Genomic DNA, 12,863 nt, shown 5'->3' on the forward strand with positions numbered 1-12,863 from the left:
GGCCTGGGTTGCCAGTTCCTCGGACTCCAGCAGCTTCCCCTTGATGACGTCGTTTACGTAAACCAGCTTGTCGTCATCGGTCAGGTCACCTTCGAAAAGGTCGTTCACCTTGGCGATGATCTCGTCGAGAAGCGCCTTTTCCCTTTCGTAGATGCCGCCTGAGCCCAGTTCGGCCACGCCGCTAAGTTTGGGAGCGTCACCGGTCGGATAGACCAGGTCGCGTTGCCCTTCGTCCTTAAGGGAGTGGTGGGTCATGCGGACCCCAGTTAGATCAACGCCGTCGCGCTCACGCCCGAACGCGAGAAGCGGCAGCAGGCGGCGATAGAAGATCGCCAGCTTCTCTAGATCGGTGCTGCCGTAGTCGACGATCTGGGACAAGAAGCTGTAGAGACGGATGAATCCGGCCATGTCGCCCTTGAACATGTCCAAGGCGGACATGTGGTCCAGGGCCTCGGCAACGCCGCGTTCATCGCCCTGGGACTGTGCCGTCTGATACGCCTGCTTGGCGGCGGCGAACACCTTGAGCAGCCGATCCGCCACGGGCTCAATGGCGGCGATCAGTTCCGACTGTTTGGCGTTGGGATCGAGTTCTACCCGCACCACCCGCTCGACCTCGTAGTCATCGTAGTGACCGGCGGCGTCCAGCTTGGCCCTGATGTCGAAGATCAGGTTGGGATCGGTCGCCGCCTCCAGCTCTGCGGTCTCGTGGTAGGTCTGGAAGGCTTGCAGCACCTCCTCGGAACTGTTCACGAAGTCGAGGATGTAGGTGGTGTCCTTGCCGGGATGCGCGCGGTTCAAGCGCGACAGGGTCTGAACCGCTTGGATGCCCGCCAGCCGTCGATCGACATACATCCCGCATAGCAGGGGCTGGTCGAAGCCGGTCTGGTATTTGTTGGCGACCAGAAGCAGGTTGTAGTCGGGACCGGCAAAGGCGTCGCGTATGTCGCGGCCCTTCAGACTGGGATTCAACTCCTTGCTGGTCTCGGTGAACGGCTCGGAGCCGGCATCTTTGTCGTTCACCTCGCCCGAGAAGGCTACCAAGGTGCCGAGCCGGTAACCCCTGTCGGCGATGTAGCCGTTTATCGCCAACTGCCAGCGCACGGCCTCCTGCCGACTGGCCAGCACGACCATCGCCTTGGCCTTGCCGTCAAGCAGCGGCTGCACGTTCTCGCGGTAGTGCTCGACGACGATCTGGACCTTCTGGCTGATATTGTAGGGGTGCAGCCGCACCCAGCGCATGATCGCCTTGCCGGCGGCGTCGCGTTCGACCTCCTTGTCGTCCCAGTCACGCCCGTTGTGGGCCAACCGGAACGCCAGTCGGTAGGGCGTGTAGTTCTTCAGAACGTCGAGGATGAAGCCTTCCTCGATCGCCTGCCGCATCGAGTAGACGTGGAAGGGGGCGGGAAGCCCATCGGGGCCGGGCCGTCCGAACAATTCGATGGTCTTGGCCTTGGGCGTCGCGGTGAAGGCGACGTAGGTGATGCCCTTGTCGCTGGCGCGCCCGGCGATCTTCGCGGCCAGGATGTCTTCGTTGGACACCTCGCCACCGTCGGCCAAGGCCGCAGCTTCCTCGGCCGACAGCATCTCCTTCAACTTGGCCGCCGCTTCGCCGGTCTGGCTGGAGTGGGCCTCGTCGGCAATCACGGCGAAAGCCTTGCCTTCGGTCGCGGCTAGTTCCCGCACAGCCTCAATCGCGAAGGGGAAGGTCTGGATGGTGCAGACGATGACCTTCTTGCCCGCCGCCAGGGCCTTGGCCAACTGACCACTCTTGGACCCGCTCTCGCTCTTGATGGTCTCGACCACGCCCTGGACGCGCTGGAAGTCGAAAAGGGCCTCCTGAAGCTGGCTGTCGATGACATTGCGATCCGAGACGACGATCACGCTGCTGAACAATTTGTTGTCGTCGGCGTCATGCAGTTCGGACAGCAGGTGAGCCGACCACGCGATCGAGTTCGTCTTGCCCGATCCGGCCGAGTGCTGGATCAGGAACCGTCCGCCGGGGCCTTCCTTGACCACCTCGGCCGCCAGCTTCCGGGTGCCATCGAGTTGGTGGTAGCGAGGGAAGATGACGCTGGTGATCAGCTTCTTGGGGTCCCGCCGGGTCACCATGTAGCGGCCCAGAATTTCGAGCCAGCTATCGCGATGCCAGATATTTTCCCACAGGTAGGCTGTGGGATGTCCTGCGCCGTCCGACGGGTTGCCCTTGCCCCCGTGATCGCCGCGATTGAACGGGAGAAACCGTGTTGCCGGCCCTTCCAGCCGCGTTGTCATTTCGACCTCGCGGTTGCTGACCGCGAAGTGGACCATCGCGCCGCCGGGGAAGCCGAGGAGAGGCTCGACCGGGCCGCCCTTGGTCCGAGGCAGGCGGTCGAACCGATACTGGTCGATGGCGTCTCGAACGGACTGGGTGAAGTCCGTCTTCAACTCGGCCGTCGCGACGGGCACGCCGTTCAGATACAGTACCAGATCGATGCAATTCTCATTGGCGGTGGAGTAGCGGACCTGACGTACGACACGCAGGCGATTGGCTTGATAGCGCCGGGTCGTCTCGGGATTCATGCCCATGGCTGGCTTGAACTGCGCCATGGCAAGCCGGACCCTGGCACCGACAATGTCTAGCCCGTTACGCAGAACGTCCAGCACGCCGCGCTCGTCCAGCGACTTGCGCAGGCGGTCAGCGAGGACATCGACGGCGGCGGCGCCGTGCGTCTTGGACAGGGCGGCCCAGGCGTCGGGTTGGGTCTCTTCCACCCATGCCATCAGATCGAGGGTGAAAAGGGCGCGCTTGCGATCGTGGTGGGCGTTGTCGCCGACCGCGTAGAGCCAGCCGTGGGCGGCCAGGTGATCGCAGACTTCATCCTCGAAGCTGATCTCCTTGTGCAGGCTCATCGAGAAGCCTTGAGGCCAAGCTGGGCGAAACCCGCGACTGCGTCCGGCTTCATCGTGAACCTGTTCGTGGCTTCCTCGGCGTCGGCCAGCAACCCGCTCCAGAACGGCCCTTCGCGCGTGATGGCGGGCGGTGGCGGCCCGAGGGAGTCCGTCCGGTCCTTGCACATGTTTCCGAAGTGCATCTGCCAGACCATATTTTCGCCGAGCCCGGACAGTCGGTTTAACTCGGTGGTGGTGCTGCTAGGATGATCCAGCAGCGCCTGAATCAGCTTGCGTTCGTGATCGGACCACGGGCGACGTCGGAAGGCTTCGACCACCCGATCGGTCAGCGGCGTCCGCTCGAACGCCTCCGCCGCTGCCGACTCGTGGGCGTCCAGCGCGGCTATCAGCCGAGCCGCCGCATCCCGCTTGGCCGGGTCCTCCGAGGCGAGCCATCCCTCGGCATTGGTTCGAACCCTAGCGCGATCGGCGGGCGACTGATCCGGGATGGCGGCGATGTGACGGTCGATGTTCATTCGGGAACCTCGTAGCCCAGCTTCAGGGACTTCAGGTGGGGCTGGAGCGCCCGATGGAGTCTGTTCATGGCGTCGGCCTGTTCGGCTTGGATCGTTTCCCAAGCCTCGTCCGGTGAGCGATAGCCACCGCTGCTCACCCGCGCCCGGATGCGGCTCGCGCGGCCTTCCTCAAGCCGCTCCCAACTCAGCGCCCCACCGAACGCCGCATCGATCTGGTCCCGGCGGGCAAGCAGTTGGTCGAAGATCGACTTGTTCTCGGGACCCGTGTCCTTGCCCCGGTCGATATACAGTTCGGCCCCGCAATCATGCTGGGTCACGGTATAGTTGAGCCCCAGCCCTCGGACCCCCGAACTGACCCCGATCCAAGAATAACGCCCAGGGGTGACGTGGCTGTGCATCCGCGCCTCGGGTCGGGCGATCAGTTGCGCCCACCAGCGATGCCGGGCGTCGTACCGTTCGGCGAACTCCTTCTTGGAGCGTGACACGGCCTCGGCCTCGGCGGACGGACCGACGATCAGTGTCAGAAGGGGCGCGGGCGGCGAAAGCCCGATGCGCACGGCCTCGACCTTCACCAGATAGAAGTCCGCGCTGCTCGACTCGTTCAACCAAGCGATCACCGACACATGCTCGGGTCGGGGCTCGGCGACGATCCAGACGGCGGCCCGCGCCTCCATGGCGACCATGTAGGTCAGGACCTTGCCCAAGTGGTCGTGGTTGGACTTCTCCAACTGGTTCTCGATGATGACCTTGGCCCCGCCTTCGTCCTCGGCCACGAGATCGATGCTGAATGTGCCGGCAGCCTGCTCGCGCTCGACGTTGACCAACGACAGGTCCAACGCTCCATTCAGGACGTCGATGTTGTCCTGAAGCCACCGTGTGAAATCGTAGGCCTCATGCCGCCACACTTCGCGCAGGGCGACGCGTTCCAGTTTTCCGATGCCGGGCGCGGCAGCCAGGTAGTCCATCCTCGTCCCCCTCAAATCCAACCGTAACCTACGGACCCGGCGTCTATCAGCACAACCCCAGAGACGTCCTTCAGAGAAGGGTGCCCGACTTCGTGCGCGGTCCGCGTCCAGAAGGCGTCAGATCGTGGCGGCGCATCCAGCCGAGATAGTTCACCAGATCGGCACGGGTGAACTTGTCCCGCTTCTCCGCGTGCCAATCGTTCAGGACCCCGTTGATCACCGCGTCGTCGGTCGGCGTCCGCCCATCGATCAGCATGTCGTTCCAGACAGCGTAGAGGGTCGCGACCGCCTCCACCCCCTTGGATTCCAGCGTCCCGAGATCGGCCAGCATCTTATCGAAGACGGCGCGCCGGTCGCCCAGCATGGCATCCAGTTCGGCGCGCAACGCACCCCGCGTTCCGGTCAGACTGTAGAGAACCTGGCTGCCAGAGCCCCCCGGCTGGCTCGTGGCGATATGCCCGACGCGCGCCAGTTCGGCCTCGATATCGCGCATCAAGGCGCTGTCGAACGGACCGGCGGCCTTTCGCTCGGGCTGGCCACGAAGTTCCCAGACGCCGGCGTGAACTTCGGCAAGATACATTCGCTTGGCGGAGGTCATGCGCCCCGAAGCCGTGTTGTTGGCGACGAGTTCGAGCACCGCGGCGCCGACCAGACGGCGCGCGGTGACTGGGTCGATAGCTAAGGGTGCCTCGGCATGTCCCCGCACATCGATCTTCCCGGTGACGGCGGCGGAGATGAGGGCGGCGCGCCGCTCCAGCAAGAGGGCGATAGCTGCCCCGGCTTGATCGAAAAGGGCAGTTATCTTTGCGATTTGGGCGCTCAGTCGAGCGACTATTTCGCGCTGCTCGGCTAATGGAGGAACCACGACAACTCTCTCCATCATTGAAGACAGAGCGATCCGGGAGCGCGTCGAACCTGTCGACATCTTCCCTGACGCGAATTCGGCTCCCGCATTAAGCTGATAGGCAATGAACTCAGCGTCCATGTCGGGGTTAAGCCGGAGCCGAAAGCAGTCCGCCTTCACCATGGCCGGCTCTATCCCGAGCGGGGCCACGCACGCCCGGCCCACCAGATTTCGCTCGTCACCCAAACCTGCGATCAGCACGTCGCCTACTCGGACGTCATGCCGTGACAAGGCCGTCTCGAAATAACCGGTGTCGATGAAGGCGGCGTCACTGCCGTCGAAACCCTGCTCTTTGATGTTCTGAAGGCGGATTACGCGCACGCCGTCATCGACGTAGTGCTCCGACTTCAGCCCCGATCCGAAGGGGCCGTCGCAGCAGGTTTCCGTCACTCTCTTGAGGGCTTTCACCTGCCAATGCGCAGGCACATCGCCAAGCCATTCGACGCCTGAGTCCTTCATCAAGGCGGCGGGATCGAGGCCCTTGGTGACGGCGTGGGAGATGGCGGTTTGGCGCTTCTCCTTCAGCAGGTCGATCAGCCGCCGCTGCGCCTCCACCAGCGCATCGATCTTGCCCGTCTCACGTCCGAGGAACTCGGCGATGGCGGTCTGCTCGTCTTTGGTGGGGACGGGCACGGGTAGGCCGACGAGTTCAGACGCGTTGATCGCAGGGTAGCTTACGCCAACTGATCGAGCGATCACCTGATTGATGAACCCGTCCATCTCCAGGGCGTAGGCTAGAAATTTCGGATTGACCGTCTGGGGCCTGATCACAGCGAAGCCCGTAGATACCACCATATTGTCTGGCGGATTTTCGACCGATGCGATGGCTCGAAGGTAGGTCCTCACGGTCGAGACGATGATATCGCCGTCCGTGACGCGGCGTCGGGCTCGTGATGGTGCCGCTTCGAACAAAAGGGCGGTTGAGCCAATTATGCCGCGCCCAGCCGCCACATCCGATATTTCGACATACTCGATTTCGGAACCCGGCGAGGTGGCCTCTGGTAACACCTCATCGTTCAAGGTCGATACCACCTTGATCGGTTTGACCGTCCAATGGGCGGGTAGGTCGCCGAGCCAGTCGACGCCACTGCCGGCATAGTCCGTGTAATGTGCGATGGTCATCGCAGCACGGCCGCCAGCACCTGTTTGGCCTGATCCAGGCCGGATAGCTTGAACCTGACGATGTCCACGTCCCGGAAGGCGTCGACATGGAACAGGTTGCTGTTTGGCCGGGCGCGGTCGTAGTCGGTCGCGAGGTAGACCTTGTGCGGTATATCCCCGATCCGCCCAAGATCGACGGCGTCCGCCTCGACATACAGATTTTGGTGCCGCTCGCCGCGCGTTTCCAGGCCGATGTTTAACCCCTTCGCCGTGCGATAACGCTCAATGTAGCCCGCATGGCCGGCGACGGAGGGACTAATGTCCGGGTGGGATTGCAGGAGCCGGCGGACGGCGTCGCGCAGAGGCGGAGACTGGGTCATGCCGCCAGCCCCTCGATCATCACCTTGATCCGGTCGGTGACTTCGAGCAGATCGGCGTCGATCTCGACGAGGTCGCGCGGCGGCTCGAATACGTAGAAGTGCCGGTTGAATGGGATTTCGTATCCGACCCTGGTCTTCGGCTCGTCGATCCAGGCATCCGGCGCGTGGGGCTTCACCTCCCGCTTAAAGTAGGCCTCAACCGCTTCGTTCAACGGCACGTTCTCGGTGTCGCGCAGGGCGGTGTCCGCGACAGGCTTGCCCTTGTTTTTGCCCTTCTGACTAACCATTGGCAGGCCTTGATCATCCAGCGCCGGTCGTTCGACGGTGATGGTGCGGTAGCCGAACTCGGTGTTGTCGAAGATCAGCGACAGCGGACGCAGCTTGATCTTGCCGCCATCGGGCGCCGTCGGGGGCGCGTTGCCATCGACTACGATCTCGCGCTCTACCTCCTTGCCGTCCGCGTCGAACAGGATCGCCTGTTGCGCAGCCTCAAAGGCGCCAAACAGCCGCGTGACCTCGTCAATGTGATTGTTCGACATTTTCCGTCGCTTGGAACCGAGTGACTTGGGCATCTTGTGCCAGAAGCCCGAAGCGTCGATCAGTTGCAGCTTGCCCTTGCGCGCCGCCGGCTTCCGGTTCGACACGATCCACACGTACGTGGCGATGCCGGTGTTGTAGAACATGTCGGTCGGCAGGGCGACGATCGCCTCGACTAGGTCGTTCTCCAGCAGATAGCGCCTGATCTCGCTCTCGCCCGAGCCCGCGCCGCCTGTGAAAAGGGGCGAGCCGTTCAGAACGATGCCGAACCGGCTTCCGCCCTCCTTGGCTGGCCGCATCTTGGATAGCAGGTGCATCAGGAACAGCAGCGAGCCGTCGGATACGCGCGGCAGGCCGGGGCCAAACCGCCCGTTGTGGCCGTGCTGTTCGTGCTCGGCACGGACGACCTTCTCGACCTTCTTCCACTCCACGCCGAAGGGCGGATTGGACAGCATGTAGTCGAACTTGCGGCCCGGATGCCCATCGTCAGACAGGGTGTTGCCGAAGGCAATGTTGCCGACGTCCTGGCCCTTGATCAGCATGTCCGCCTTGCAGATCGCGTAGGACTCCGGGTTCAACTCCTGACCGAATAGGCTGACCCGCGCGCCCGGACTGTGCTCGATCAGATATTCCTCGGCGACGGACAACATCCCTCCCGTGCCGACTGTCGGGTCGTATATGGAGCGCACCACCCCTGGCTTGGACAGGGCGTCGTCATCTTCGATGAACAGCAGACCGACCATCAGCCGGATGACCTCACGGGGCGTAAAGTGTTCCCCGGCGGTCTCGTTCGACAGTTCGGCGAAGCGGCGGATCAACTCCTCGAAGGCGAGGCCCATCTGGTGGTTGTCGACGGCTTTGGGGTGCAGGTCGATTCGCGCGAACCGCTCGGTCACCTGGTAGAGCAGCCCGGCCTTTGCCAGTTCATCGACCTGAGCGGTGAACTTGAACCGTTCGAAGATGTCGCGGACCTCGGCCGAGAAGCCCTGGATGTAGGCATACAGGTTGGCGGCAACGTTGTCGGCGTCGCCGACCAGTCGGTCCATGTCCATCGGCGAGGTGTTGTAGAACGTCTGGCCTGCCGCGCGCTTCAGGAAGGCGTCGGGGTTCAACCCTTCACCCTTGCGTTTGGCGTTCTCGCTCAGCACCGCCGCCTTGGTCGGCGCCAACACGCAGTCCAGCCGCCGCAGAACCGTAAACGGCAAAATGATCTTGCCATAGTCTGACTGCTTGAAGTCGCCTCGCAACAGGTCTGCGACTGACCAGATGAAGGCCGAAAGAGACTGGTGGTTCATGCGCTACTACCCCTCGGCGGCGACGGATAGCACAAGGAGAGGTAGCGACGGCAAGAAGCTGGATTACCATCCTACGACGTGATGTTTACGCCTCCCTCTGATCAGAGCTCCATCGGGGAGGCGTAGTCCTTGAGAAAATCCACAATGGCCTTGGCTTCAGCCATCGACCCCAGCGTCGCGAAGATGGCGACGCTCCATGTCAAGCCTCCGTCCGGCACTGCCCATTCGACTTGGACGGCTTCGGCTGGAACATCTTCCTGATTGGCATCTCGAAGGTGGGTGAGCAGAACGTCTTGAACGCAGGTGCCGAACCAAGCGGCCTGGTGCTCGCTCGTGCAGCCGTCGATCCGAAGAAAAGCGATGACCCAGCCATCATCGACCGGCTTCGTGCCGACGAACACCTCTTGCACGCCGATTGGAGCGGGACGGCTCTTTAGGTGGTCGGCCAGTCGCTGCTGCAATGGTGAGTAATTCATCTCCTTACCGCATCCAGACTGCGGACTTGATCATGGCGCGGGCCACGGCGGCCGGGTCAGTTGCAGTCGCGATGACGCGGCCGTCGCACAAACCGATGAAGCCCTGTCCGTCATAGGCATGGGCGACCTCATAGAACTTTCGGCCACGCGTGAACCGAATGGCTCCGGCGTTGAAACGTTGAATTTTCATAGATTAACTTCCCAGCGTTGAACCATGCCCTCCGTGGCGATGGGTTTCAGCACGCCTCGAACCCGCTGCGACCGCAGACAGGCGCGCACGCGCTTCAGCATGATGTTGAATAGGTCTCGATCATCGATCGGCAGCGCACGCCTCACCATCAGTTCTTCGGTAAGTTCGCGGGGCGTCAACGGATCAGGGCTGTCTCTGAGGGTATCGAGGATGATGCCGGTAACCTCGCCCTGAGCCGATGGCTCGCGGATCGGCACATGCTTGGCCTTGATCCGCCAGATGTCGATGGTCGGGTCGAAGATGCGGATGGCCGCTTCGATATGAGCCAGATCGGTTGTCAGCCGATGCACCTCCGCCTTGGCCCGACCGATCAGGCCGGCGACCTCGGCATACTTCCGTGTCAGCGCATGAAGCGCTTGTGCATTATCCGCACCGAGCGGAACGAGGCTTTCCTGTAAGGGCATGTCTCCTACCTGCTGAGGAACCGCCGTCTCTTCCACGACATCGGCGGTCCATTGCTACGAAGAGGATTCTACATAACCAACGGAAAATACAAAGAAACTCTAGGTGTGTTTGCTACCCAATGCCGGCCTTCGGCTCAGCCACCCTCCCCCGCAGGGGGAGGGAAAGGCGTCATCTGACGTCAGCCTCAGACCTTCTCGGCCTTCTTACGCGTCCAGCTGTAGAGGCCGAACACCGCCGCGGCGAAGACGACGATGCCGGCCAGCATGGCGGGCCAGGCCGAGCCTTCGGGGATCATGGCGAAGGGGGCGTCGCTGTTCGTGCCGACGATGACGCTGGCGTAGAAGACGCCAAACAGGCTCTCGCCCACGATCAGGCCGGACGCCAGCAGCACGCCCATGCGGCGCGCCACATCGGCGAACCGGGTCGTCTTGACCGCCTTGTCATAGAGCCAGCCGACCACGGCGCCGATGACCAGCATGGTCGTCACCGCCGCCGGCAGATAGAAGCCGATGCCCACGGCCAGCGGCGGCAGCTTGATCTTGCCCTTGGTCGATTTGGACACGACGGCGTCCAGCACGATGATGATCACGCCGATCACGGCACCCAGGCCGATCAGGTCCCAGCGCAGGTCGCCGCCGATGACGCCGCGCGCCAGGGCCGAGATCAGGGTCGCCTGGGGCGCCGCCAGCGGCTCGTTGGCGATGCCGGGAGGGCCGCCCTCGAACCCGAAGGCGCCGTTCAGCTTGTTCAGGATGAAGGGGATGACCAGGGCGCCGGCGATGACGCCGACGATCAGGGCGACCTGCTGGCGCCAGGGCGTGGCGTCGACCAACTGGCCGGTCTTCAGGTCCTGAAGGTTGTCGTTGGCGATGACGGCGACGGCGAACACCACCGCCGTCACGATCAGGGCGAAGGCGATGATCGAGCCGTCGGCCGGCACGCCCGCGACCTTCATCACGCCCAGCATCAGCAGCGAGGCCACGATGATGGCCAGGATGCCGACGCCGGACACCGGGCTGTTCGACGAGCCGATAAGCCCGGCCATATATCCGCAGATGGCGGCGACGGCGAAGCCGATCAGCACCACATAGACCAGGCCGCCGATGACCAGCAGGGGGGCGGAGGCCGCCAGCGTGGGCGAGGCCAGGGCGATCCAGGTCAACAGACAGCCGATGGCGATCAGGGCCGCCACCGAGACGGCGCCGACGATCTTGATCGGAATATCCTGTTCGGTGCGGTCCAGCACCTCGCCGTGCGAGCGTTTCGACTGGGCCGCCAGGGCCGAGGTCAGGCCGCCGAGCAGCGGGCCGGCCAGCTTGATCAGGGTCCAGATCGCCGCCACGCCGATGACGCCGGCGCCCATGAAGCGAACTTCACGGCTCCAGACCGTCATGGCCAGTTCCTCGGCGTGCGTTCCGGCCGGCAGGGTCGCGGCGATCGAGGGCAGGCCGTGCGAGGTCAGCCAGGCGATGGTGTCGGGGCTGGTCAGGATCGGCACGGCGATGACCCAGGCCAGGATCAGACCAAACAGCTGGGCCAGGCCGACCGTCAGGCCGATCAGGTGCCCGGCGCCCAGCAGGGCGAACTGCATGCCGAAGCCGACGCCCGTCGCGCCGCCGCCCAGGGCGGCCGGCAGTTTGAAGAACTTGGCCGCCTCGCCCGCAAAGACGCGGCCCGCGACCAGCAGGGCGTAACCGGACGACACCACGGCGCCGGCGACCACGACCCACAGGCCCGACTTGTTCTCGCGCACGGCGCTTTCGGTCTGTTCAGCGCCGCGTGAGCCGACCTTCAGCACCTCGGCGGCGGCGACGCCCTCGGGGTAGGGCAGGCCGCCGTTGGTCACGAGGGCGCGTCGCAGCGGGATCGAGAAGGTCACCCCAAGGATGCCGCCGAAGATGCAGATCAGGGTCGATTCCCAGAACGGAAACTCCAGCCACCAGCCGATCATCACCAGGCCGGGCAGGACGAAGATGATCGAACTCATGGCGCCGCCGACCGAGGCGACGGTCTGGACGGTCATATTCTCCCAGATGGTCGAGGTGCGGAAACCGCGCAGGATCGCCATCGAAATGACCGCCGCCGGAATGGCCGAGGCGAAGGTCAGGCCCACCTTCAGGCCCAGATAGGTGTTGGCGGCGGTGAAGACCACCGCCAGCAGCACGCCCAGCACAAGGGCGCGAAGGGTGAGTTCAAGCCGACCCTTGGGGGCGGCGGCGGCGTCTGTCATCGGCGAATTCCCACGTTCGCGGCGGACGTAAGCGCATTATGTCGCAGGCGGCAACGGGTCTCAGGCGGTCGCGATGTTCAGGACACGGAGCTTGCGCCGTCGAAGGGCCGCCGATGCGACCGTCAGGCCGCGATAAAGCAGGGCCAGCACCAGGGCCGTCACCGCCCATGACAGCAGAACGTCCGACAGGAAATGGCCGCCGAAGACGATGCGGTTGGCCGACAGGCTGACGGCATAGGCCAGGGCCAGTCCGCCCGCCACAGGCCGCCAGCGACGCGGCGCTAACACCAGAGCCGCCGCCACCATCCAGGCCGCGCCAGCCCCCTCGCCCGAGATGAAGGAACAGTTGGACTGACACGCCGTGCTGGGCAGCCAGGCGGCGGTGAAGGCCTCGTCGCCGCCGAACATCCGCACGTCGATCGGCCGCGCCCGACCCCAGACCTCCTTGAACAGGCTGTTGACCACCAGTCCCGGCCCCAGGGCCAGGCCCGCGATCACGAACAGCGCCCGTCGCCCCGCCAGATCGGCCTTTCGCCGCCGCAGCAACCGCCAGATCCACCGCCCGACCGCCGCCAGCAGCATCAACGACATCACCAGCGTCGAGCTCTTGCGCAAGGCGCGCAGCATCGGATCGTCGGCCAGGTAGAAACCGTCCTGTGAGCTGTGGAACAGTGCGCTGACCGCCAGATCCATGCCGGGGAACAGCAAAAAGGCGGCGCTCAATCCCACGATGGCGGCGGCGGCGAGGATGGCCGTCTCCTCGCTGGACAGACGCATCCGCCATCGAAAGGCGACAGGCTTTCGCAGGGTCGGCGGGACGGCGTCGGCGGTGAAGTCGGTCATGATCGTCCCCCCGGATCGTCGCCCGCCTTCCATGCCCTCAAGGCGTGTCGCCGTCGTGTCGGTCCTGCGACGA

10 protein-coding genes and 1 pseudogene are annotated in these 12,863 nt (G+C 64.0%); all 11 read right to left on the bottom strand.

Annotated features, from left to right (window positions below):
- Positions 1-69: 69 nt before the first annotated feature.
- Positions 70-2,889 (bottom strand): annotated as a pseudogene (locus AC3ISA_RS07890) (type I restriction endonuclease subunit R); the annotation flags it as partial.
- Positions 2,886-3,404 carry a hypothetical protein gene (locus AC3ISA_RS07895; protein ID WP_489180034.1) on the bottom strand — a complete coding sequence of 173 codons (519 nt, stop codon included), beginning with the start codon at positions 3,402-3,404 and terminating at the stop codon, positions 2,886-2,888. The gene AC3ISA_RS07895 and the pseudogene AC3ISA_RS07890, both read right to left, overlap by 4 nt.
- Entirely contained in the window at positions 3,401-4,369 is a 969-nt protein-coding gene (locus AC3ISA_RS07900; RefSeq protein WP_489180035.1) for a DUF4268 domain-containing protein, read from the bottom strand. The genes AC3ISA_RS07895 and AC3ISA_RS07900 overlap by 4 nt, the downstream gene beginning before the upstream one ends.
- Before the next feature lie 70 nt (positions 4,370-4,439).
- Positions 4,440-6,395 carry a restriction endonuclease subunit S gene (locus AC3ISA_RS07905; RefSeq protein WP_489180036.1) on the bottom strand — a complete coding sequence of 652 codons (1,956 nt, stop codon included), beginning with the start codon at positions 6,393-6,395 and terminating at the stop codon, positions 4,440-4,442.
- Positions 6,392-6,754, bottom strand: coding sequence for a hypothetical protein (locus tag AC3ISA_RS07910; RefSeq protein WP_489180037.1), 363 nt, complete (start codon positions 6,752-6,754; stop codon positions 6,392-6,394). The genes AC3ISA_RS07905 and AC3ISA_RS07910 overlap by 4 nt, the downstream gene beginning before the upstream one ends.
- A complete protein-coding gene (locus AC3ISA_RS07915) occupies positions 6,751-8,586 on the bottom strand; it encodes a type I restriction-modification system subunit M (RefSeq protein ID WP_489180038.1) in 1,836 nt (611 codons plus the stop codon). The genes AC3ISA_RS07910 and AC3ISA_RS07915 overlap by 4 nt, the downstream gene beginning before the upstream one ends.
- A 101-nt stretch (positions 8,587-8,687) precedes the next feature.
- Positions 8,688-9,047, bottom strand: coding sequence for a hypothetical protein (locus tag AC3ISA_RS07920; protein ID WP_489180039.1), 360 nt, complete (start codon positions 9,045-9,047; stop codon positions 8,688-8,690).
- A 19-nt stretch (positions 9,048-9,066) separates the two neighbouring features.
- Positions 9,067-9,252, bottom strand: coding sequence for a hypothetical protein (locus AC3ISA_RS07925; protein WP_489180040.1), 186 nt, complete (start codon positions 9,250-9,252; stop codon positions 9,067-9,069).
- Positions 9,249-9,716 carry a hypothetical protein gene (locus AC3ISA_RS07930; protein ID WP_489180041.1) on the bottom strand — a complete coding sequence of 156 codons (468 nt, stop codon included), beginning with the start codon at positions 9,714-9,716 and terminating at the stop codon, positions 9,249-9,251. The genes AC3ISA_RS07925 and AC3ISA_RS07930 overlap by 4 nt, the downstream gene beginning before the upstream one ends.
- A 185-nt stretch (positions 9,717-9,901) precedes the next feature.
- Positions 9,902-11,947 (bottom strand): OPT family oligopeptide transporter, encoded by a 2,046-nt coding sequence (locus tag AC3ISA_RS07935; RefSeq protein ID WP_489180042.1) that lies wholly within the window; start codon positions 11,945-11,947, stop codon positions 9,902-9,904.
- 60 nt (positions 11,948-12,007) lie between these two features.
- Positions 12,008-12,790 (bottom strand): phosphatase PAP2 family protein, encoded by a 783-nt coding sequence (locus AC3ISA_RS07940; RefSeq protein WP_489180043.1) that lies wholly within the window; start codon positions 12,788-12,790, stop codon positions 12,008-12,010.
- Between the last annotated feature and the right edge of the window lie 73 nt (positions 12,791-12,863).

The organism is Brevundimonas sp. KH_058 (genome assembly GCF_057838505.1).

What these genes read in the sequence shown, in the direction of transcription:
- AC3ISA_RS07895 (WP_489180034.1), bottom strand. Translation starts at nt 3,404, where the DNA reads ATGAACATCGACCGTCACATCGCCGCCATCCCGGATCAGTCGCCCGCC.
- AC3ISA_RS07900 (WP_489180035.1), bottom strand. Translation starts at nt 4,369, where the DNA reads ATGGACTACCTGGCTGCCGCGCCCGGCATCGGAAAACTGGAACGCGTC.
- AC3ISA_RS07905 (WP_489180036.1), bottom strand. Translation starts at nt 6,395, where the DNA reads ATGACCATCGCACATTACACGGACTATGCCGGCAGTGGCGTCGACTGG.
- AC3ISA_RS07910 (WP_489180037.1), bottom strand. Translation starts at nt 6,754, where the DNA reads ATGACCCAGTCTCCGCCTCTGCGCGACGCCGTCCGCCGGCTCCTGCAA.
- AC3ISA_RS07915 (WP_489180038.1), bottom strand. Translation starts at nt 8,586, where the DNA reads ATGAACCACCAGTCTCTTTCGGCCTTCATCTGGTCAGTCGCAGACCTG.
- AC3ISA_RS07925 (WP_489180040.1), bottom strand. Translation starts at nt 9,252, where the DNA reads ATGAAAATTCAACGTTTCAACGCCGGAGCCATTCGGTTCACGCGTGGC.
- AC3ISA_RS07930 (WP_489180041.1), bottom strand. Translation starts at nt 9,716, where the DNA reads ATGCCCTTACAGGAAAGCCTCGTTCCGCTCGGTGCGGATAATGCACAA.
- AC3ISA_RS07935 (WP_489180042.1), bottom strand. Translation starts at nt 11,947, where the DNA reads ATGACAGACGCCGCCGCCGCCCCCAAGGGTCGGCTTGAACTCACCCTT.
- AC3ISA_RS07940 (WP_489180043.1), bottom strand. Translation starts at nt 12,790, where the DNA reads ATGACCGACTTCACCGCCGACGCCGTCCCGCCGACCCTGCGAAAGCCT.